At 48.1% G+C, this 24191-nt stretch carries 12 protein-coding genes; 4 read left to right on the forward strand and 8 right to left on the reverse strand.

All coding sequences use genetic code 11. The features are described from left to right. Positions 1 to 107: 107 nt before the first annotated feature. On the reverse strand, positions 108 to 1655 hold the full coding sequence (locus tag QUB63_RS10755; protein WP_332945041.1) for a sensor histidine kinase: 1548 nt from the start codon (positions 1653 to 1655) through the stop codon (positions 108 to 110). Between the two features lie 490 nt (positions 1656 to 2145). Here QUB63_RS10755 and QUB63_RS10760 point away from each other — a divergent pair, with 490 nt between their 5' ends. Further along, on the forward strand, positions 2146 to 3468 hold the full coding sequence (locus QUB63_RS10760) for an AAA-like domain-containing protein (protein WP_332945042.1): 1323 nt from the start codon (positions 2146 to 2148) through the stop codon (positions 3466 to 3468). Here the strand turns inward: QUB63_RS10760 and QUB63_RS10765 are convergent, their stop codons facing one another. Then, positions 3469 to 4095, reverse strand: a complete 627-nt coding sequence (locus QUB63_RS10765) for a Uma2 family endonuclease (RefSeq protein ID WP_332945043.1) — start codon at positions 4093 to 4095, stop codon at positions 3469 to 3471. Between the two features lie 233 nt (positions 4096 to 4328). On the opposite strand from QUB63_RS10765, the gene QUB63_RS10770 reads away from it, so the two are divergent. Both QUB63_RS10770 and QUB63_RS10775 read left to right on the forward strand, forming a co-directional pair. Continuing rightward, on the forward strand, positions 4329 to 7982 hold the full coding sequence (locus QUB63_RS10770; protein WP_332945044.1) for an AAA-like domain-containing protein: 3654 nt from the start codon (positions 4329 to 4331) through the stop codon (positions 7980 to 7982). A 51-nt stretch (positions 7983 to 8033) separates the two neighbouring features. Continuing rightward, positions 8034 to 11699, forward strand: a complete 3666-nt coding sequence (locus QUB63_RS10775) for an AAA-like domain-containing protein (protein WP_332945045.1) — start codon at positions 8034 to 8036, stop codon at positions 11697 to 11699. A 244-nt stretch (positions 11700 to 11943) separates the two neighbouring features. Here QUB63_RS10775 and QUB63_RS10780 read toward each other — a convergent pair whose 3' ends face one another. From QUB63_RS10780 to QUB63_RS10805, 6 genes are all read right to left on the reverse strand, one after another. Beyond that, positions 11944 to 15135, reverse strand: coding sequence for a DUF4347 domain-containing protein (locus tag QUB63_RS10780; RefSeq protein ID WP_332945046.1), 3192 nt, complete (start codon positions 15133 to 15135; stop codon positions 11944 to 11946). 629 nt (positions 15136 to 15764) lie between these two features. Beyond that, positions 15765 to 18980, reverse strand: a complete 3216-nt coding sequence (locus QUB63_RS10785) for a DUF4347 domain-containing protein (RefSeq protein WP_332945048.1) — start codon at positions 18978 to 18980, stop codon at positions 15765 to 15767. A gap of 826 nt (positions 18981 to 19806) precedes the next feature. Then, the gene (locus QUB63_RS10790; RefSeq protein WP_332945049.1) at positions 19807 to 20256 is read right to left on the reverse strand and encodes a DUF4347 domain-containing protein; all 450 of its coding nucleotides are present in this window, start codon (positions 20254 to 20256) and stop codon (positions 19807 to 19809) included. After that, the gene (locus QUB63_RS10795) at positions 20241 to 20552 is read right to left on the reverse strand and encodes a hypothetical protein (RefSeq protein WP_332945050.1); all 312 of its coding nucleotides are present in this window, start codon (positions 20550 to 20552) and stop codon (positions 20241 to 20243) included. Before QUB63_RS10795 ends, QUB63_RS10790 begins: the two co-directional genes overlap by 16 nt. Positions 20553 to 20605: 53 nt before the next feature. Next, positions 20606 to 22102: a hypothetical protein gene (locus tag QUB63_RS10800; protein ID WP_332945051.1), complete on the reverse strand. Its 1497-nt coding sequence runs from the start codon at positions 22100 to 22102 to the stop codon at positions 20606 to 20608. Next, entirely contained in the window at positions 22099 to 22236 is a 138-nt protein-coding gene (locus QUB63_RS10805; protein ID WP_332945052.1) for a hypothetical protein, read from the reverse strand. Before QUB63_RS10805 ends, QUB63_RS10800 begins: the two co-directional genes overlap by 4 nt. Positions 22237 to 22289: 53 nt before the next feature. On the opposite strand from QUB63_RS10805, the gene QUB63_RS10810 reads away from it, so the two are divergent. Next, a complete protein-coding gene (locus QUB63_RS10810) occupies positions 22290 to 23960 on the forward strand; it encodes an ArnT family glycosyltransferase (protein WP_332945054.1) in 1671 nt (556 codons plus the stop codon). The last annotated feature ends 231 nt before the right edge of the window (positions 23961 to 24191 follow it).

Below are 24191 nucleotides of genomic sequence, written 5' to 3' on the forward strand. Positions count from 1 at the left end.
TTGTTCTTATGATGGAGCGGGCCGAAGAACTCGCCCTATCTTTGAGTTGGGGCGGGCTATTCGACCCACCGCACAAGTTGATTTACAAAAACTGGATGCTCCCAATTTTACAGCTTTACCAAAACTTTTTCAGAGCAAGTTGCTTGTTTCTGAGGTTTTGATTTCAACGGAATTTTAATAATAAACTCAGTACCCCTCCCAACCTCGGAAGTGCAGCGCAAATAACCTTCATGGGTTTGAATAATCTGATAAGAAATCGCCAAACCCAGACCCGTACCGTAACCGATAGGTTTCGTCGTATAAAACGGATCGTAAATTTTAGCGATCGCGTCAGCATCTATGCCGCTGCCATTATCAGCAATGTGTATCTGCACCCACTTGCCGTCAACTAAAAGCGTGCGGATGTGAATTGTTAGCAGTTGGCAATAGGTATATTGTAAGTGGTCAGGTAAATTATTTGGCCAATAGCCTTTAGCCGAATGTCCCTGCTGCGCTATCTGTTCTAAAGCATCAATAGCATTAGAACAAATGTTCATAAATACTTGATTAAGCTGTCCTGCGTAGCATTCCAACTGTGGCAAATCTCCATACTCTTTAATCACTTGGATAGGCGGACGGTTTGGCTGTTCTTTCAAGCGGTGAGCCAAAATCATTAAAGTGCTGTCGATACCTTCATGGATATTTACCTTTTTCATATCGGCTTCGTCTAAGCGGGAGAAGGTTCGTAAAGATTTAACGATATTTTTGATGCGCTCTGCTCCTATTTTAATCGAACCAAAAATTTTTTGCAGGTCTTCTAAAATAAAATCGAGTTCGATGTTGTGAATCTTGTCGGCAATTTCCGGCGCAGGAGCGGGGTAATAAACTTGATAAACCTTAATCAATTCCAAAAGCTCTTTAATGTATTGCTGGGCCGGATTCAGATTCCCATAGATGAAGTTAACAGGGTTATTGATTTCGTGAGCAACGCCAGCTACCATTTGCCCCAAAGACGACATTTTTTCAGTTTGCACAAGTTGAGTTTGGGCGTCTTTGAGTTGTTGCAGAGCGTACTCTAGCTGCTGAGTTTGTTCTCGCAGTTTAGCTTCAGAGCGCCGCAATGAATTTTCAGCCAAGTAGCGATCGCGATTTTCCTGTTGCAAAAGTCCATTAGCAACTTCTAAAGCTAGCGTCCTCTCAACAACCCGTTTTTCCAATTCCAGCATTAATTGGGAGAGTGCTTCCTGAGCTTGTTTGCGATCGCCAATCTCATTTTGTAAAGCCAAATTTGCCACCGCCAATTGATCTGGACTGGGGATAGCCAAGATTTTTGGGATTAGTTCCACCAGCACTGCTGCTGTAGATAGCGAAATCAGCGCCGTAATCCCTTTAAGAAAACCAGAGAACCAATAATTAGGATGCCACAGCGTCCATATTTCCATAACGTGGGTAATGCCGCAGCAGACAATAAAAGAGCCAAACAACATGAAAACCCAGTCAAAAGGCACGTCTTTCCGCTTCTTGACAATATAAATCAGCGTGATGGGTATCAAAAAATAAGCAACGGCAATCAAAGCATCGGACAAAATGTGCAGCCCCACTAATCCAGGCTTCCACAAGTAGCAATGGCCGTGAGGAATAAAATAATTAGGAAACATTTTATGAACCATTTGCATCACGTCAACTCGGTTATTTGCTAATATTTTTCAGAGGGATTACAGAAGGATTGAAAAACCTGCCGACACAATAATAATTAGGCTGTGGGACTTAACAATTGTGATGAGTAGATGCAGCGATATGAAATTACTTTTAATTAAATTAACATCAATCGACTAAGCTTTAGCAATGTCAACTGTCACATTTTTAATTGTGGCTTCACGGCCAACTGTGACACCTGCATGACATTTTGGCCAACGAGGGAGAAAAACTGAGCGCTGCTACCTGAAAGGGAGCTCTGCCAGAACGTCTTGAAATTGGGTTATGCCGCTAAGTGACCACTGAACCCTTTATTGAGATTGGTGCGCTTCGGTGAGATTTAACGGATTTGACCTGTTACCCTTTGAAAAATGTCCCTACAGGCTCGCGTCGCCATCAAATAGGCGATCGGCTTTACAGTCAATCAAAAGTGATAATATCAACTATACACTTACGGGATAATTGCAAATTATGACGATAGATGAGGTAGTACAGCTAACTCGTGCCCGATCGCAAAAAGATTTGCATCCCGTACAAGAAATCCTACTCCGCCAAGTTTGGGAAGGAAAAACTTATGCAAGCATCGCATCGGCCTCTCATTACGGAGAGCATTACCTGAGAAACATCGCCTCCGGCTTGTGGCAATCTCTCTCTGAAATCTTGCAGAAGCCTATTAGCAAATCAAATTTTCGCTCCTCTCTAGAATCGCGTTCCCTGACAGTAGAGGAACGAGAATTAATTCAAGAATTCACCCGCAGCCAATGCCTAGCAACACCTTTAGAATATCCCGGCTCTCCAGTACCCCTCGGTTCGCCATTTTATATCCATCACCCGCTAATTGAAGAGCTTGCGTATCAAGAGATTGGCAAACCTGGAAGTGTTCTGCGGATTAAAGCTCCCAGGAAGATGGGTAAAAGTTCCCTCCTGCTACGGATTTTAGATCGCGCTAATTCTCTTGGCTGCCGAACTGTAAGTTTGGATTTTCAGCAAGCCGAGGAAGCTGTTTTAGACAATCTCGATAAATTTTTACGGTGGTTTTGTGCCAACATCAGCCGTTACCTAGGATTGCCACCTTTATTAGATGATTATTGGGATGAAGATATGGGGAGCAAAGTAAGCTGTACCATCTATTTGCAACAATATGTATTAGCAGAAATAAAGAGCCCTCTTGTCTTAGCTTTAAATGAAGTCAATCGAATTTTCGAGTATCCCAAAATAGCCCGAGAATTTTTGCCGCTGCTGCGAAGCTGGCATGAAGAAGCAAAGCGGATTAAAACTTTGGAAAAACTGCGGTTAATCGTCCTTCACTCCACAGAAATTTATATTCCTTTAAAGCTCACTGAATCGCCTTTTAATGTCGGTTTGCCACTGGAATTGCCCTATTTTACAGAAGAGCAGATACTTGCTTTAGCCCAGCGTCACGGACTGGATTGGACAGATAGGCCCGATGCCGAGCGACTGATGGCAATGGTGGGGGGACATCCTTATCTGGTCCGGCTCGCTTTTTACCACCTCTGTCTAAACAGTATAACGCTAGATCAGCTACTAGAAGAAGCTCCCACAATAGCAGGAATTTATAAAGATTACTTGCGGAGTTTTTGGGTGACATTGCAAGAGTATCCCGAACTTGCGGTTGCACTTAAACAAGTGGTAAAATCTGAGCAAGGCGTGGAATTAGATCCGATAATAGCTTCTAAATTAGTTAGTATGGGGCTGATTCATATCGATAACAACCGCTGTACGCTAAGCTGCGAGTTGTACCGCCTGTATTTTGGTTCGCACAACTTTATTTAGTTATTGCCCCACCTGAAAAATCTGTTCTGCTGTTAAGTTTAAATCGGGGAACGCAAGCGCTCGCACCACATCATCACCTCTAAACTGATTCACTACATACTCACCGTCAACCAATTGGTTGACGGAAATAGTTGGTTGCTTGGGGTTGCCAATATATCTTCTGCCGCCTAACCCCAAATAATCGACTATCCAGTATTCAGGAATTGCTAACTTTTCATATTCTGCTAACTTTATCAAGTAGTCATCTTGCCAATTCGTACTCACGATTTCGATGACTAAACGGATAGTTTCACCTCGGGTAATAGTCGAGCGCTTTTTCCACATCGGTTCCGTTTCGATTTGTTGCCAATCTAACACCATCACATTTGGGCTGTAGCCAGACTTATCAGAATCAATAGCCTTAATAATTCCTTGGCGGGGAATGAAATAGGGCAAAGCCAAACGTTCAATCTGAACACCGACTTTGAGGGCTAGGAAACCCCCCACCTGTTCGTGAGTTCCAGTTGCTTGCATTTCGATAACGGCTCCATCATGTAGTTCAAAGCGACCTTGACCCTCTGGATACCAGTCCAGAAACTCGTCTAGGGTCATTTGTTTAGACTGGGCTGGTTGTTCTTGAATGAGCATATTGATTCTCCTTGTTTGCTGTTAATTTCAATGTCAATATAAATTTACAACATTAGGCTATATTGTATAATAACTTCTAGTTGTTACTTTGTCAATTTTATTATAAAAACAACTACTTGGGAAACCTAAATTTTACCGAGGGATTATAATTCTGTAGAGATGGTGACAAAAATAACGCTCTGACTGCCTCTTTTTATACTCAACTTTCACTTTTAAACCAACCCGTAAACGGCATGACCAAGGTTACATACCAAATTGGCGGCAGTCTCGCCAGTGATGCGCCTACATACGTAGTGCGGCAAGCAGATTCCGAACTTTATGAAGCATTAAAAGCTGGGGAATTTTGTTACATCCTCAACTCGCGGCAAATGGGCAAATCTTCCCTCTTAGTCCGCACGCTGCACCGACTGCAAGCCGAAGGTTTTCAATGCAGCACTATCGACATGACCCGCATCGGCAGCGAAAATATTACCCCTTTACAGTGGTATAAAGGAATGGTCGCCGAGTTGTGGCGCGGGTTCAATCTTTTAGGACAAGTTAATATTAAAACCTGGTGGCGCGACTCAGAAGATGTCTCGTTCCTGCAAAGATTGAGTCATTTTATAGAAGATATCCTACTGGTTCAATTTCCCCAAGAACGCATCTTTATATTCATCGATGAAATCGATAGCATTCTCAGTTTGGATTTCGCTGTGGATGATTTTTTCGCCCTAATTCGGTTTTGCTACAATCAGCGAGCGATTAATCCCTCATACAACCGCATTAGTTTTGCAATTTTTGGAGTAGCTACGCCGAGCGATTTAATAGCTGACAAAAATCGAACTCCTTTTAATATCGGTCGTGCTATAGATTTGCGGGGTTTTGAACTGCCGGAAGCCCAAATATTAGTTAAAGGATTAGAGACGGTTGTCAGTAATCCTGATGCCGTTCTCAAACAAATATTAGCTTGGACTTCAGGACAGCCATTTCTCACCCAGAAAATTTGCTATTTGGCCTATAGAGCCAGCCGGGAAACGGTGGACGGATTAGTAAAAATTCCCCCGGGAACAGAGGCATTTTGGGTCGATAGTTTGGTGCGATCGCATATCATCGATAAATGGGAATCGCAGGACGAACCGGAGCATTTGAAGACGATACGCGATCGCATCTTGCGAAACGAACAACGCGCCGGAAGATTGCTAGGCATTTATCAGCAAATTCTGCAATCAGAACCCCCCCTAACCCCCCCTTATCAAGGGGGGGGACAATCAGAACCCCCCCCTTATCAAGGGGGGGGACAATCAGAACCCCCCTTATTAAGGGGGGCAGGGGGGATCTGTGCCGACGACAGCCGCGAACAAATCGAACTGGTGCTATCTGGATTAGTCGAAAAAAAAGCAGGATTACTCAAAGTTAAAAACCGCATTTATGCAGAAGTTTTTAACCTCGAATGGGTAGAAAAACAATTAGGAAAACTACGTCCCTACTCCCAAACTTTTGAAACTTGGATTGCAGCCAAACAAACAGATTCTTCCCGACTGTTGCGAGGACAAGCTTTGAAAGACGCTCAAGCTTGGGCGCAAGGCAAAAGTTTGAGCGATTTGGACTATCACTTTTTAGCTGCTTCTGCTGAATTAGACAGGCTGGAAATGCAGCAAGCAATGGAAGCAGAAAGAGTTAAAGAAGTCGAAGCGCGACTGGTAGAAGAACGCAAGCGCGTAGCTTATGAAAGAAAGACAGCACAGCGACAGCGCAAGTTTATTGCAGCGTTGAGTGGGTTGCTGATAGTTGCGATCGCATCCGCCATTTTCGCCCTCTGGCAATATTACCGCGCCGCCACCAGCGAAATACAAGCCCTCAGCATCTCCTCCACAGGGCAATTCGCCTCCCAACAGCGATTAGACGCCCTCGTCACTGCAATCATTGCCAGACGCAGGCTCGATGGCCTCCCTAATTCGGGCCCCCAGTTGCGATCGCAAGTTCGACAAGTGCTGCAACAAGCCATCTACGGAACCGCAGAATTCAATCGCCTGACGGGGCATTCCAGCCCAGTTCTGGGCCTTGATGTCAGCCCAGATGCCCAACTCATCGCCACTGGCGGCACTGACCGAACAGTTAAGCTGTGGCAGCCCGACGGTGCGCTGCTGCACGCGCTGCCACACCCGGCTGCTGTCTTCGGGCTCAAATTCAGTCCCGACAGCCAGCGCCTGGTCACATCCAGTCTCAACGGCAGCATTTATGTGTGGGATCGGGACGGCAAGCTCCTCAAAACCTTTCAGGGACACAGCGCTGCGATATGGGACATTGCCGTCAGTCCGGGCGGCGCGAGCATTGCCACCAGCAGCGAAGACAGCACGATTCGCCTGTGGGACTTTGATGGCAAACTGCTCGAAACACTGAGCGGACATCAAGGTGGGGTTTGGGGTCTTGCCTTCAGTCCCGATGGCAACCTGCTCGCCTCTAGCAGCACCGACGGTACGGTCAAGGTCTGGACCGAGGACGGCAAAGGAGTGAGAACTCTGGAAGGGCACGCGGGTGCCGTTTGGGACGTTAAGTTCGCCTTCCTCGCAGACAGTGACGGCACAAAACGTCTCGCTATTCTCTCTGGCAGCGCTGACAACACGGTTAAAATCTGGCAACTCGACGGGACGCTGCTACGAACTCTCAGGGGTCACAGTTCGGAAGTGTGGGAAATTGCCGTCAGCGATACAGGCGATGTCATTGCTTCCGCCAGCGCAGACGGAACCATCAACCTCTGGAAGCCGGACGGGACGCTTTTGAAAGTCCTCAAAGGGCATCAATCTGGAATTCGCGGCGTTATCTTTATTCCCAACACTCAAATCGCTGTCTCCGCCAGCGACGACAATACCGTCCGGCTGTGGAACCCGACAAACCCTTTCTCGAAAGTCCTGTACGGACATAGCGGTGTCATTTGGGATGTGGACTTCAGCCCGGACGGTCAGATGCTCGCTTCAGCCAGTTCGGATGGCAGCTTCATAGTGTGGGCAAAAGACGGTACGTTGCTGAAGTCTTTTGCGGGATACAAGGCTCCCCTTTACTCGGTTGGTTTCGTTTCTCCTGCGAACTTTGCCAAAGATGATATCTCGCCTGTAATCGCTTCCGCTGGTACAGATAAAACGATCAAACTCTGGCAGTTCGACGGGACGCTGCTGAAAACCATAACAGGACATGGGGCGAGCGTTTGGGATGTCTCCGTCAGTCCAGACGGTCAGTTCCTCGCTTCTGCCAGCGACGACAAAACCGTGAAACTGTGGAAGCCAGACGGCACTTTGCTCAGAACGTTCGCAGGACATCAGGCTAGGGTTTCCGATGTGGACTTTACCCCCGACGGAAAGAAGCTCGTTTCCGGCAGTGCAGATGGCACAGTTCGGTTGTGGAGTTTGGACGATCGCTTGAACAAGACTTTGAAAGGTCATCGCAGTGGAATTTGGGAAGTTGCCATCAGTCCAGACGGTCGAACTTTGGCAAGTGCGAGCATGGATGACACGATTAAACTTTGGACGATTGACGGCACGTTGCTGAAAACCATCAAGGGAAATACTAGAGGCATGATGGCGGTCGATTTCAGTCCAGACGGTGAAATGCTGGTGGCGGGAGGCGCATCTGGCGCAGTCAAACTCTGGAAAATTGACGGCACCCAAATAACGACGCTCACCGGACATGAGGGGAATGTTTGGGCGGTGGCGTTTAGTCCCGATGGCAAACAGATTGCTTCTGTTGGGGACGATCGCACTGTGATTTTATGGGATCTAGAGCGTATTCTCAAATTAGATGAACTGGCTTATGCGTGCGATCGCGTCCGGGATTATTTGCGAACTAATGCTGAAGTGAAGGAGGAGGACAGACATTTGTGCGATCGAATTACCAACAATACTCCCAAACAGTGATTTATTTACTAAATAATTAAAAATTATCCCGCTCCCTACTTACTATTACCTATGACCGAAATCACCTATCAAATTGGCGGCAGTCTCAATACAGATGCACTCACTTATGTCAAGCGAAAAGCTGATTACCAAATCTACCAAGCCTTAAAAAACGGCGAGTTTTGTTACGTCCTCAACTCGCGACAAATGGGTAAATCTTCCCTGTTAGTCCGCACGCTGCACCGACTGCAAGCCGAAGGTTTTCAATGCAGTACGATCGACATGACGCGCATCGGCAGCGAAAACATCACTCCTTTACAGTGGTATAAAGGAATGGTCGCCGAGTTGTGGCGCGGCTTCAATCTTTTAGGACAAGTTAATATTAAAACCTGGTGGCGCGACTCAGAAGATGTCTCGTTCCTGCAAAGATTGAGTCATTTTATAGAAGATATCCTACTGGTTCAATTTCCCCAAGAGCGCATCTTTATATTCATCGATGAAATCGATAGCATTCTCAGTTTGGATTTCGCGGTCGATGATTTTTTTGCCCTGATTCGGTTTTGCTACAATCAGCGAGCGATTAATCCAGAGTATAACCGCATTAGTTTTGCAATTTTTGGAGTAGCTACGCCGAGCGATTTAATAGCTGACAAAAATCGAACTCCTTTTAATATCGGTCGTGCTATAGATTTGCGGGGTTTTGAACTGCCGGAAGCCCAAATATTAGTTAAAGGATTAGAGACGGTTGTCAGTAATCCTGATGCCGTTCTCAAACAAATATTAGCTTGGACTTCAGGACAGCCATTTCTCACCCAGAAAATTTGCTATTTGGCCTATAGAGCCAGCCGGGAAACGGTGGACGGATTAGTAAAAATTCCCCCGGGAACAGAGGCATTTTGGGTCGATAGTTTGGTGCGATCACATATCATCGATAAATGGGAATCGCAGGACGAACCGGAGCATTTGAAGACGATACGCGATCGCATCTTGCGAAACGAACAACGCGCCGGAAGATTGCTAGGCATTTATCAGCAAATTCTGCAATCAGAACCCCCCCTAACCCCCCCTTATCAAGGGGGGGGACAATCAGAACCCCCCCCTTATCAAGGGGGGGGACAATCAGAACCCCCCTTATTAAGGGGGGCAGGGGGGATCTGTGCCGACGACAGCCGCGAACAAATCGAACTGGTGCTATCTGGATTAGTCGAAAAAAAAGCAGGATTACTCAAAGTTAAAAACCGCATTTATGCAGAAGTTTTTAACCTCGAATGGGTAGAAAAACAATTAGGAAAACTACGTCCGTACTCCCAAACTTTTGAAACTTGGATTGCAGCCAAACAAACAGATTCTTCCCGACTGTTGCGAGGACAAGCTTTGAAAGACGCTCAAGCTTGGGCGCAAGGCAAAAGTTTGAGCGATTTGGACTATCACTTTTTAGCTGCTTCTGCTGAATTAGACAGGCTGGAAATGCAGCAAGCAATGGAAGCAGAAAGAGTTAAAGAAGTCGAAGCGCGACTGGTAGAAGAACGCAAGCGCGTAGCTTATGAAAGAAAGACAGCACAGCGACAGCGCAAGTTTATTGCAGCGTTGAGTGGGTTGCTGATAGTTGCGATCGCATCCGCCATTTTCGCCCTCTGGCAATATTACCGCGCCGCCACCAGCGAACAGCAAGCCCGCATCAGCGAAGTTCAAGCCCTCACCTCCTCCTCCTCCGGACAATTCGCCTCCCAACAGCGATTAGACGCCCTCGTGAGCGCCATCAAAGCAAGACGCAGGCTCGGCAGTCTCCCTAATTCGGGCCCCCAGTTGCGATCGCAAGTTCAACAAGTGCTGCAACAAGCTATCTACGGAACGGCAGAATTCAATCGCCTGTCGGGGCATTCGAGCCCGGTTCTGGCAGTTGATGCCAGTCCAGACGGTCAGCTAATCGCTACCGGCAGCGGCGACCAAACGGTCAAGCTTTGGCAGCCCGATGGCACCTTGCTGCACACTCTCCAGCATAAGGTCAGCAGCGTCTACGCCCTCCGTTTTAGTCCCGACAGCCAGCGCCTAGTGACATCCAGCGTGGACGGCAGCATTTATCTGTGGAGTCGGTTCGGCAAGCTGCTCAAAACCTTTCAGGGACACAGCGCTGCGATTTGGGCGATCGCCGTGAGTCCTGACGGTCAGCGCATCGCCTCCGCCAGCGAAGACAGCACCATTAGCCTGTGGAGTGCCGATGGCAAACCACTCAAGACTCTGAAGGGACATCAAGGTGGGGTTTGGGGTGTTGCCTTCAGTCCCGATGGAAACCTCCTCGCCTCTAGCAGCGCCGACGGTACGGTCAAGGTCTGGACTTTAGACGGTGAACTGGTGAGAACGCTGGAAGGACACAGCGCTGCCGTTTGGGATGTTGAGTTTGCCTTACTTGCAGACAATAGCGGCACCAAACGTCCCGCCATTGTCTCTGCTAGCGCTGACAACACTGTCAAACTCTGGCAACTCGACGGAACGCTGCTACAAACTCTTAGCGGTCACAGTTCGGAAGTGTTTGAAGTTGCCGTCAGCGATTCAGGCGATGTCATTGCTTCCGCCAGCGCCGACGAAACCATAAACCTCCAGAAGCCGGACGGGACACTTTTGAAAACCCTCAAAGGGCATCAATCTGGAATTCGCGGTCTTACCTTTGTTCCCAACAGTCCAATGGTTGTCTCGGCTAGCGACGACAATACCGCACGAGTCTGGAACCCGACAAACCCTTTCTCGAAAGTCCTTCACGGACATCGCGGGACGATTTGGGATGTGGATTTCAGCCCGGACGGCAAGATGCTAGCTTCAGCCAGTTCCGATCGCAGTTTCAAAGTTTGGGCGCGAGACGGCACGTTGCTGAAGTCTTTTGCCGGAGAAAAGGCTGGTGTTTACTCTGTTGCTTTCGTTGCTGCTACTAACGTTACCAATACGGAGAACGCCCCCATCCTTGCTGCTGCGGGTGAAGATAAAACGGTTAAATTCTGGCAGTTCGACGGGAGGTTGCTGAAAACCCTAACAGGGCATGGGGCAGGAGTCTGGGATATCGCAATCAGTCCAGATGGCCGGCTATTCGCTTCTGCCAGCAACGATAAAACGGTGAAACTGTGGAACAAGGGTGGCGCTTTGTTGAAAACCTTCCAAGGGCATCAGGCTAGGGTTTACGATGTGGACTTTACCCCTGACGGACAGAAACTGGTGTCTGCCAGTAGCGACAGCACTGCTCGGTTGTGGAGTCTTGACGGTAAGTTTTCCAAGACTCTAAAGGGCCATCGCAGCCCGATTTGGGAAGTTGCTATCAGTCCAGACGGTCGCACTTTGGCAACTGCCAGCAGGGATGACACGATTAAACTCTGGACAAGCGAGGGCACGTTGCTCAAAACTCTCAAGGGAAATACTAGAGGGGTGATGGCAGTTGATTTCAGTCCAGACGGTCAAATGCTGGTGACTGGAGGCTCAACTGGCGCACTCAAACTCTGGAAAACTGACGGTACAGAAATAACGACGCTAACGGGACATGAAGGGAACGTTTGGGGGGTGGCGTTTAGTCCCGATGGCAAACAGATTGCTTCTGTTGGGGACGATCGCACTGTCATTTTGTGGGATGTGCAGCCAATTCTCAAACTCGATGAACTGGCTTATGCGTGCGATCGCGTCCGGGATTATTTGCGAACTAATGCCGATGTGAAGGAGGAGGACAGACATTTGTGCGATCGTATTAAAACGGAATAATATCAAGTCCGCTTTATTAGGAATAATAGATTAATATGTGTGGCTATAGCATCTGAAGATTAGAGGATATTTATCATGCTTGGCTACTTTTTATTGAAATATGCTATAATACTAAATCCGGCTTAACTACTCCCTTTATCTCTCAGTCTGCAGAGGCGGACTTCGTTTGTTTAGTAGCGGTTTCCACCGCCGAAGGATACGCAGAACGATCGAGGGTATAGACAAACCGGATTTAGTATAATAACTACAGAGTAATGAAATCGCTAGCAGTCAGAATACCGGGTGTAATACCGTTAAGCTTCGCCAACAATTGATTGGTGTCCGTCACAGTAATCAAAGTCTGATTGTTGCTGGAAGTAATACTGAGTTGATTGAAACTCAAACCAGAATTCAACCCAAATAAATCCTCTCCCTTGCGGAAATCATTAATGATGTCGCTACCCAAACTTTGATTTAGCAGAAATACATCATTTCCCGAACCGCCAGTCAAAGTATCATCTCCTGCATCGCCGGAAAGGAAATCAGAACCAGCACCGCCACCGAGGATATCGTTGCCTTGGCCACCGTAAAGCGTATCGTTACCGATGTCGCCGCAGATCACATCATTTTCATTGTTACCAAAAAGCCGATCGTTACCGTCGCCACCATCGAGACTGTCATTACCATCGCCGCCATCGATACTGTCGTTTCCTACCTTACCAAAAAGCAGGTCTGCACCTTCATTGCCGAACACAATATCGTTGCCGTTGCCAGCATTAATTGTGTCATTTCCTAAGTTGCCTAACAGGTAGTCGTCAGCATCTTCACCGAGCAAGATATCGTCATCTTTGCCGCCAAAAATCGTGTCGTTGCCGATACCGCCGGCAACAGTATCTTTGCCCAAATCTCCCCTTAAAAAGTCGTTGCCATCGCCGCCAACAACAGTGTCATTATCTTTGCCTGCGTAGATGGTATCGTTGCCGGTATTACCTTGGATGAAATCAGTACCTTCATTGCCGAAGAGCAAGTCGTTATCCGCACCCCCGTCAATGTTGTCATTGCCGCCCATGCCGTAGATAGTGTCGTTGCCGGCAAGTCCGTTAATCGATTCGGGGATGCTGCCGCCCACGATCAAATCGGCACTGTTACCGCCGTTGAAAGTTTGTTGGACGGGGTTGGGAGTAATGGTAGCAGAGTTTAATTCCGGGGCGCTGACGCCATTGAACAGGCAATCATCTGTCCCCGGTATGGGCGTCGGAGTCGGCGCGGGTGTGGGAGTCGGTGTCGGTGCGGGTGTCGGCGTCGGAGTCGGTGCGGGTGTCGGCGTCGGTGTGGGTGCGGGTGTCGGAGTTGGTGTGGGAGTCGGAGTCGGCGTGGCTGTAGTGGTGAATTCAAAAGCGCCGATATCGACGATCGCACTTCCGTTATTATCACCATCAGCCGGGCGAGTCACACCGCGCTGATCCTTAGCTGGCGCGCCCGCACCAGTACCGGTATCAATGGCGGGACTTCCTGCTAGCAGCGGCAGCACGAAAGCGCCGTTAATATTTTGCAAAGGGCCGAGTTTCGGATCTGCGATCGTCACCTTTGCCGTAACGTTATTGTCGTTAGGATCGCCCGCCGTCAGTTTCGCGGGAAACTGAAGATTATTCCCCCCATCAATTAGTTCTCTTCCAGTTTGGTATTTAACTTTATAAGGATTACCAGCCGTATTGCTATCAAAAATCGAATTCTTGACAGTAATTGGCTGGTTCCCAGGATTGTTAAAAGTCGCAATACCTCCCGAATACTCCCCAGCGGTGTTCTTGGCAAAAGTCGAATTGACGATGTTAGTCGAAAAGGAATCTTTGTTGCCGACAACCATTCCTCCGCCTTGTTTAGCAGCGGTGTTGCCGGAAAATGTACTGTTAACAACGCTGACGTTGCCCTCTTCTCCCAACCACAAACCGCCGCCGTTATCATCGGCTGTGTTGTTGGTAAAGGTAGTATTTGTCACAGTCAAATCGACATTACCGTGGCGGACGCCGCCGCCAGAACCTCCTTGACCCGCTGCATTCTTGACAGCTTTGTTGTTGATGAAAGTGCTATTTTCTAAGGCAACTTTATCTTGGGAATAACCAAAGAGAAAGGCTCCCCCTCCTTCTCCTGTCCCGATATTGCCGTCGAAAACACTGTTGCGAATAATGATGTTGCCACCGATCGCATCGTTAATTAATTCGCTAGCGCCATCGACGTAAACTGCCCCGCCAACGCCTTTATCTGTGCGGTTGCCAGTGAATTTAGAGTTTTCGATCGTCATGCTGCCCAACAGGTTATTCACAGCTCCGCCGTAGCTGCCTTTGTTGTTGGTAAATTCGCTATCTCTGATAGTTAAAGAACCGCCGCTTTTAGTGGCGATCGCCCCGCCGCCGCGTTCGGTATTGCTAGCCAAAGAACCGTCATTACCGCTAAACTTGCTGTTAATTACAGTAGTCGTGCTGCGGAAACCCGTGTAAACGCCGCCGCCGAAACCGGCAACATTATTGTTGACTTGGCAATTTTCTAAAGTTAAAGTGCTGTTACCGCCTGTTTGAATGCCGCCGCCGCTGCTAGTCGCCTCGTTATTCGGATCGGTTCCCGACACTTTGCCGTTGGCAACAATCAGGTTTTTCAGAGTAACATTTGTTGAACCTTCGGTGAGGATTACCCGCGAAGTGTTGTTGCCACTGATGGTTAAATTGGTAGCACCAATTGCATCAATTGTCAAGTTTTTGTTGATGACAAGTTGACCGTTCGTGAGAGTAATTGTTTGATTGGCAAGAGTGGAGGCAAATTGAATGGTATCGCCGGCTGCTGCGGAGGCGATCGCACTTCTCAAGGAACCGGGCCCGCTATCATTAGCGTTGGTAACGGTAATCGTCGCTAAAGTCCCTTGGTAATCCGCCATTACCTCTGGAGTCAAGGCAATGGGTGCTTCAATATCACCCTTGGTAAACTCCAAATTCCAGTTACCACCGCGGCCAGTGCGATCGCTAGATGCGGCAATATCAGCCCCGGTTAACTCCGAAAGGCGATCGACAAAATCGCTACCCTCACCCGCAGCAACATCGCAACCGTAAAGCATAATATCAGCTTTGTCGCTCAGCGCAGTGCGCCACCCTTGCAACTGGCTTTCATACTGCGGCAAACTATCCGCATTCAACGTCGCCGAACCTAGCTGCAAACTGCCAGAATTCCCGTGAGAAAAAATGTGAACTTGGTCTAGAGTTGAGCCCGCCCCAGCAATTGTTTGCAGTTTCGCAGTAATTTGCTCGACTCCGTTGCCATTTTTATCTAAAATGATGACTTCAGCATTCCCGATCGCGCCGCCCGCAAGAGTTTGATAGTCATCTAAGTCGGAGTCAATGAAGACAATAGATTTAGAACGAGAATTGCGGAGAACAGATTGTGAATCAATACTGGCAAAATTTGAACTCATTTCGCATATCCTATGAGAATGTTTACTATTTGCTGGTAGATTCACCTTGAAACTCGAAGGATCTCTGATGCTGCCAACAGCCGGCCGAATTAAAACCTCCGCGATTAATCGGGGGGATTCCAATTAAGGAGAAAACTTGGTTTTCCTCCATGATTGAAATCCGGGAAGTGCATCCGAATACAAGTTTTGGTATGTGGCGATTGCTTTGATGTCAATTAACCGCAGAGGATGTAATTTCAATCCAGAAAAGAGATGCTGCGGTTCCGAATTACTGAGGATTGCTCTAGCGCTAGCGAGCCATACATTCGTCTTACCTAGAACCAGAAAATCTGCACTCCTGCTAGGTCAATCTCACCTGGAAAGCCCAAAAAAATCCGAAATTTAGGTCAATACGCGATTGTTAAGGGTTGTCCGAAGAGAGGAACGAAGCAATCTCCGTGTCTATTTTTCACATCGTGAAAGCCTCTCTTGACGGTCTTAACAATCGCGTATTGAAATTCAGGTAACTAACCGTAGGGTGCCGGGCGGGATAAAATCCTTGGTCTTTCGTCAAAACATTCAGCCCGCCGGCACCCTACCCGATGTTTTGCCGGTAGTAAGGTGCGCGCCCGGCATCCTACTATCGGCAGTTAGATTGTTACCTGAGTGAAATCGCTAGCGCTGAGAGTACCGGGCGTACCGTTAAGCTTCGCTAACAATTGATTGCTACCCGTCACGCTAATCAAAGTTTGATTGTTGCTCGAAGTAATGCTGAGTTGATTGAAACTCAAACCGGGAGCCAAGCCAATTAAATCCTCGCCCTTGCGGAAATCAGTAATGATGTCGCTACCCACACTTTGAGTTAGGAAAAATACATCACTTCCCTCACCGCCAGTCAAAGTATCGTCCCCAACATCGCCGGACAGGAAATCGCTGCCAGCACCGCCGGTGAGGAAATCGTTGCCCTTACCGCCGTACATGGTATCGTTGCCGGTGTTGCCGCCGAACAGCACATCGTTTTCATTGCCGCCGAACAGCAAGTCGTTGCCAACACCGCCATCGAGACTGTCGTTTTCTTTGCCGCCGTAAAGCGTGTCATTTTCCGCCCCACCAAAAAGCAGGTCTGCACCTTCATTGCCGAACACAATATCGTTGCCGTTGCCAGCATTAATTGTGTCATTTCCTAAGTTGCCTGAAATGTAGTCGGAGCCATCTTCACCGAGCAAGATATCGTCATCTTTGCCGCCAAAAATGGTGTCGCTGCCGAGGCCGCCGGCAACAGTATCTTTGCCCAAATCTCCCATTAACAAGTCGTTGCCATCGCCGCCAACAACAGTGTCATTATCTTTGCCGCCACTGACGGTATCGTTGCCGGCGCCGCCTTGGATGAAATCAGTGCCGTTATTGCCGAAGAGCAAGTCGTTATCTGCACCGCCGTCAATGTTGTCATTGCCGCCCATGCCGTAGATAGTGTCGTTGCCGGCAAGTCCGTTAATCGATTCGCTGGTGCTACCGCCCATGATGAAATCGGCAGTGTTACCCCCGCCCTGAGTTTTTTCGACGGGGTTGGGGGTGATGGTAGCAGGGTCGAGTTGCGGGGCGTTGAGGCCATCGAGCGGGGAACCATCCGCAGCCGGAGTGGGAGTCGGCGCGGGCGTCGGAGTCGGCGCCGGAGTCGGTGTTGGAGTGGGAGTCGGCGCGGGCGTCGGAGTCGGCGCCGGAGTCGGTGTTGGAGTCGGAGTCGGCACGACTCCACTGGTGTATTCAAAAGAGCCGCTGTCAACGATCGCACCTGGAATGATATCACCATCAACCGGGCGAGTCACGCCGCGCTGATCCGTAGCGGGTGCGCCTGTGGCAATCCCTTTATCAATTGCGGGACTTCCTATCAGCAGGGGCCTGACTAAAGCGCCGTTGATGTTTTGCAAAGGGCCGAGTAAGGGGTCTGCGATCGTCACACTTGCGGTCGCATTGTAATCGTTGAAGTTAGTGGTTTTTCTGACCGGCCACTGAAAATTGCCTCCTAGGTCGGTCAATTCGCTGCTGGTGTGCTGCTGAATGCCAAAGGGATTCCCGGATGTATTATTGGAAAAAATCGTGTTTTTGACGGTGACAGGATTGCCATCGGCGGCTGAGATACCTCCGCCCACCCAGCCGGCGTAATTGTCGGCGATCGTCGTGTTGACGATCGTTGTGGCTGAATAAAGAGCCATTGCACCGCCGACATTGCTATAGCCATCAGGCTTAGTAGTAGTAACCGAGTTGCCAGAAAACGTACTGTTAGTAATCGTAGCAGGCGCTTTGAGTGCCCACAGGGCGCCACCTTGACTGGGGGCTTTGTTGCCAGCGAAGGTGGTGTTAGTAATGGTCAATCCCTGGTTGCCGCTGTCACTCAAAGTCGTTACCGCGCCACCGTTTCCAGCATTTCCGCCGTTGGGTAGCGCCAGAATTTCGTTATTTTGGAAGGTGCTGTTTTCCAAAATCACCTTGTCTTGGCTGCCGGTGAACAGATAAGCTGCACCTCCTTCACCTCGACCTTTATTGTCTTGAAATACGCTGCCGCTAATCCGAATTGTGCCGGAAGCTTCAGTTAGAGAACTGGCTCTGTCTGTGTAAACTGCGCCACCAAAACCCCTTAAAAAGGGATTACCTTGGCCTGTTGCGTAAACGGCGGCGGTGGTGTCGTTGCCGATGAATCGCGAGTTTTCAATTGTTAACTTGCCCTGAAGGCTGTTAATTGCCCCACCGTTAATTCCTTTGTTGTTGGTGAAGTCGCTGTTGGTGACAGTAAAAGCTTTGGAGCTCAAAAAGCCGATCGCACCTGCACCGCGTTCGTCATTACCTGCTGTGGCTATGTTGCCGTTGAATTTACTGTTCGATACTGTCAGGGTATTGTTGAAATTGCCGAAAATTGCCCCACCACCTTTATCGGCAACGTTGTTATTGAACTGAACATTGTCTACTGTGAGATTTACTTCGTCAGTTGTACCGATCGCGCCGCCGTTTTCAGCGGTTTTGCCGTTGATAATCGAGAGGTTTTTGACGGCAAAACTCGTAGCAAAGTCAACGTTTGCATTGACAAAAAAGGCACGGGATGCGTTGTTGCCGCTGATGGTTAAACCAGCGGCGGCGGCGCCGTCAATGGTGATGTTTTTGCCCGGGGGAATTTCGAGTTGACCGCTGGTGAGGGTGATGGTTTGCCCAGCCAAACCAGGAGCGAAGGTAATTGTATCGCCAGCTACAGCGGAGGCGATCGCAGCCCTCAAGGAACCTGGCCCGCTATCGCTATTGTTGGCAACCACGATAGTAGCTAAATCACCTCGGTAATTTGCCATCGTGTCGGGCCCCAAGGCTAAGTCCGATTCAATTTGACCCTTAGCAAATTCCAAATTCCAGTCGCCATCTTTGCCGGTGATGTTGGTGGATGCGGCAACGTCTGCCCCGGTTAATTGGCTGAATTTGTCAACGAAATTAGCGCCTGTACCTGAGGCTACATCGCAGCCGTACAGCATGATGTCTGCGGATGGGGCGAGTTTAGTTTGCCACTTTTCCAACTGGCTTTTGTATTGATCGATGTTGTCTGAACCCAGAGCGGTATTGCCGAGTTGCAGGCTGCCAGAACTGCCGTGAGAAATGATGTGAACCGAGTCGAGCGCCCCGTTGGTAGAGGCGTAGTTTTCAATTTCAGAGGAGATTTGTTCGATGCCGTTTTTGGTGCGATCGAGTATTACTACCTGCTGTCCCGGCAGCACTCCCGCTGCAATTGACTCGTAATCTTCCACGCCGGAATCAATGAAGACTAAGGAACGCGGGGGCTGTTTTTCCCCAGAAGATTGTGAGTGAGTTTGAGCGAATGTGGAACTCATTTTTGCTACTCCATTAAGGGCCTTACTGGTAGATACAGCCCTGAAGTAATCTCATCAGCCTTGTTTGATTACATCTTAACACCCATCTGGAAAATAGTGCAACATTTTCCCTCATTTATTTAAACTATATTTTTTCCTGATTGTACTTGTGGCTGCTTGTAGTTACTCGACTTTATTGTCATAATTGTTGGCAATATCTAACAAATACTTTGGGAATACTCAAAAATATCCAGCTTTTTCAAGCCGGATATTTTTAGCCTTATTTGGCGATAAATCTCCATAATTACAGGCCTTTGGAAATGGGTGTAACGGTAATTTCCTACTGAATAACCCCTCTAAATTAGATTTAGCATTGTTGATTTGACTCAGATAGTTTGCGTAGATGAACACGGTTTTGCCGTGTTTATACCTGTATTAGATATAATTTTGAAATAAATTATATAATACATTTTGAATAATTCAGCCAATTAAAACAAAGAATGCAACTGTAAGCCCGATCGAAATTACGAGCGACCTCAGTCATTCTCAATTTAAAAATCTACAATACTCTGAGATATGGTATTGCGCTGGCTAGATTTGTGAGACACCAAAATACTGATACCAAGTTGGTTTGGTGGCATTTACTAACAGTCAAAATCCTCTGATATTAAGTGCCGATTAATCGATCGCAATTAAGTTGTTTGCGCCAAGAGTGCGTGCGCTTTGAGGACTTGGGCCATCACCACAAACGTTATGAGAATTATTGAGCCCTAGTTGATACGATCGATCGCACATTCAGTCAGATCTAATCGTCGATTGCGATCGCCCCAGATACCGCTAATTACCGTTATATTCTGGCCAATCGCCGTGTTTCACGCTCCACAGCCTCAATTACATCACTCTCCTTATTAGCAAACAGTCGATCGCGCCTCCAGCCGTTGCTGAGTGTGTCGGTATCTCGATCGGCATAATACGAACCCAGTCCGCTTTTGTCACCCCGGGAACTGTGCGATTTTGGTAATTGGCTTTTGTATGCTTGGAGGTAATCTGAAGTGCCACCACAAATTATGCAAACTTTGTCAATCTCTCCAAGGATAGAGGCATATTTTTGAAGTGCCGAGGTAAATTGCTCGATGCCATCAGAGGTGGACTTGACTAAAATTACTGCAACCGCAGCTAAAATCCCAGAGACAAAATATCCGCCGTCATCGATGCTGGAGTCATTAAATGCAAAGCTTCTGGATGGGGCATTTTGATATTCCGAGGCGGGATTGGTTTCCGTCAAAGAAGTAAACATATTCCTTCCTCCAAAAGGGTATTGACTGGTAGATGCACCCTAGGAGTCAGACCGCAGGAAACAGGCAGAGACCTTGTTTGTTTTGCTCGCGCCCATTCAACCCACCTATCAGTTTCGCCTATTTCTGCGGTGCTGCCATCCGCGATCGCACGGAATTTATATTTTCCGTGTTTTCCCCCAACCGCAGGTCGGCCCGTAATTACCGATCGATCCTGTATCATGTAGGTGACTGCTTCAAAAAAGAATCTAACTGCCGGCTCGCGATCCAAACCCCGATCGTCATCCGTCATACCCATCTAAAATCTCAAATGGTATGACAGTTAGTCGCGAGGCGGCGCAACAGTACCGCTCAAGAGTCTGTAGCAGAGGGCGGTTTCTTCCCAGCATTGCGAATATTAATAATCTTGTTGAGCGCCTCGAACCAAAAACCAGCTCCCATAGAAATAGCTACGCCGCTCAACATCCAACCAAACAATTTTCCCATCAAAGCCGGCAACAATACATTCCCCTTAGCATCTCGCTCTAACCGGTTCGGTTCGCTCCAGCCAAAAGGCAGAGCTACTTTATCCAAAGCTCGATCGACCTCATTTTGAACTTTTGTGAGATTGGTTAAATTATCTAATTTAGTGTTAGCGTTTTTTTCCACCAACTGCTTAGCGTACAAATTAACAGTCGATCGCAGCATCGAATCCTTCGACAACCGATTAACAATATTCAGAGTATCAGCATTAGCAGCCAGGGCGATCGCAGTTCCGATCAAAATCGCCACCCCTCTAGCATTCCGCTTGTAAACCCCTGAAGCGCGCTGCATAGATCGATCGAACCAAATTTCAATTTCTTGCTGAAACCGCTGCAACTGCTGTTGAGTATCTCCGCCGCCTGTTTCAGCGCGCTGCGCTAAAATATAAAGGCTGCGTTTCAAAGATTCTGGCATACTGTCCAAGGTTTCTTGAATTTGTTTGTAAATCGGACTGTCCTCTTTCTCATCCATAATTTGTGCTACCGCATCCTGACTTAAACTAACTTTCCTAACGGTATTTAACAGATTGCTCAAACTCGGTTGCAGTTGCGCCCGCAGCGCCGCCCGCTCAAATTCGCTGTCAAAACTCGCCTTAATAAAAGCCATCTGCCTCTGAAATTCTCTCCCTCCCACCTCAGTTTCTGGCAGATAAACCTGAGAATCCTTAATATAAAAACCCAACTTTTCCGACATCCGATCCAAACTGTTGTTCAAACTTCCCAAATCGTTTTTATAATCTTCAACAACTCGATTGAACTCCGCAGTCAGCCAGCCAAACTCTTGCTCGATAATCGGTTTAGTAGACTCCGGCAGATTCAGACCCTCTCCAATCACTTGAATTTGTGCCAACTGTAAATCTTTAAATCTTTCCAATCGGCTTTTAGAGAGCGCTTCCATCAAACTAGAAATTTTTAAAGTATCCAAAAGGCTCGCAGCAAAACTATCTGCTGGAATATAAGACGGCCCAGTTGATTTATTGCCGAAAACATTCTTAGTGCCAGTCATTCGGCGGTAAAAATCTCCCAGCCGGTGCGTAAAAGAGCGAAATCCCTGTGATAAAAGCCCTTTCGCTCCCTGATTCAAATCCTTGATAATCGGATTGGCGTAAATCGAATTAGCCAACTGTCCGACTCGCTGAAATTGCAGCGGATCTTTCGCGCCTTCGCTGCCTCCAGAAATCAGCACTTCGATCGACTTCTTTAAATGTTGGGCCCGCCACTGCAAAACAGTAGCAATCAGTTCCTGAATTTCGGAAGCTAGCAAGCTTAAAGTCAGGTAGATAAACACTAAGCCAATGATAATATCAATAATTACAGGCAAGTTCATGGTATTTTCCCGATCGCAAATAACTGATGTCTCAGTTTACCTTCTGTTTGGGACGCTAAAAACTCTATTAACACCAGTTTCCCAAAAGCATCCAACCGCAGGCGGGCGATCCAAACCCTTAATTCATAAGTCATTCCCAATTCTTCAATCAAAAATCTAAAATAGAAAATCTAAAATGGTATAACTTATGTCAGAAATCTTTCCATTCCCGGGGCGCAAACCAAAAACTCGCTTCAATGACAGCTTGACAGACAAACTGTGGATGCTGGCTTTTCTGTTGGCTGCGGTGCTGATTTTTGGGCTGAATCTGGGCGGCCCGGCGTTGCGGGATTGGGATGAAGGGATTGCAGCCCAGGTAAGCCGCGAAATTTGGCGCGGCTTAAATTGGCTGTATCCGACGATCGGCTCCATGCCTTATTTGAACAAGCCGCCGCTGGTACACTGGCTGATCGGGCTGTGTTTTGCCAACCTCGGCGTCAGCGAATTGACGGCGAGGTTGATACCGGCGATGCTGACAGCGGCTTCAGTGCCCCTGCTTTACGCGATTGGGCGCGAGTTGTTCCCGCAGCGCTCGAAATCCATTTTTTCGGCTCTCGTTTACCTGACGCTGCTCCCGGTAGTGCGGCACGGACGTTTGGCGATGTTAGACGGAGCAGTTTTGTGTTTTTTGCTGGCATCCATGTGGTGTTTGCTGCGATCGCGCCGCGACTTGCGCTACGCTTTGGGGGCGGGAATGGGGTTCGGACTCATTTGCCTCACTAAGGGCGTCATGTTGGGGCTGCTGCTGGGCGCGATCGGCTTAGTTTTCCTGGTTTGGGATACCCCGCGACTCCTCACTTCTGGGTATCTTTGGGGCGGATTGGCGATCGGAACTTTCCCCGTAGCGGCTTGGTATTTTGCCCAATGGCTGCACTACGGGCAAGATTTCATCAACGCTAATTTAGTTAACCAATCTTTCCGGCGCATTTGGGAACCCGTAGGCAATCACAAAGGCCCGCCCTGGTATTATCTTTTAGAAATTTTAGAATCAGCTTGGCCGTGGCAGTTATTTTACCTGCAAGGGCTGCGTTTTAGTTGGGAAAATCGCAATTTTCCCGGTCCCAAATTAGTATTAGTTTGGACTGGAGTATATCTGCTGGCTATTTCTGTGATGAATACCAAATTGCCTTGGTATGTTTTGCCAGTTTATCCAGCTTTTGCTCTTGCCGTTGGCAGCTATCTCGCTGAAGTTTGGGAGCAAATGTCGGTGCCGGGAGAACCCGTAAAAGATGAAGTCGAAGAACATTTTAATGCTATATCTTTGTTGCCTCATCCCGCGATTTTGGGATTGCTGGCTGTAGTTGCTGTCGTCGGTTGCGTGTACTTCACCGGCTTGGTACGGCTGGGCGGACAAATTGTGTCCCCCCAGCGAGATTTGCAGTTAATGCTGATGTTTGTAGCTTTGACAATGACACTAACAGCCGTGTTACTGCACCGCCAGGATCGGCAGTTTCTATTAGTTTTAATTTGGGGAACTTACGTCGCGCTGTTAGTATTTGTCGCTTCCGATAACTGGGTTTGGGAACTAGCCGAGGATTATCCCGTTAAGCCGATCGCCGAAATTGTCCGCACAGGAACTCCGGCGGGTCAACAGGTGTTTACTTCTCACCGCTTGGGCCGTCCCTCGCTGAATTTTTATAGTGAACGCCAAGTTATTGTCGCCGACGCGCCGACGCTCAAACAGAAATGGCAATCTCTTCCTCAACCTTATTTTCTGTTAGAAAAACCCGTGCTAAAACATTTAGCCTTAGAGAATGCTGAGGTTGTCAAAACAGCCGACGATTGGGTGTTAGTAACTAAAAAATCAAAGGGTTTGTAGTGAGGACTAAAGTCCTCAGTTATTGTAGGGTGCGCCACCAGCTATTTGATGAATCTATCAACTCAACTCATCAATCAAATATCTCGCTCGCTCTCCCTTGATGAGTAATCCCACTTCGAGATCGGGGAAATTCTTGAACTCAATAATAACCCCTCGATCGGTTTCCTCGATCGCAACACCTGCAACTGTGTCTGTCGTCGAAATATGTGTATAGCAACCGCCACATCTGGC

It is taken from the genome of Microcoleus sp. ARI1-B5, from assembly GCF_036705795.1.
Classification (GTDB): Bacteria; Cyanobacteriota; Cyanobacteriia; order Cyanobacteriales; family Microcoleaceae; genus Microcoleus.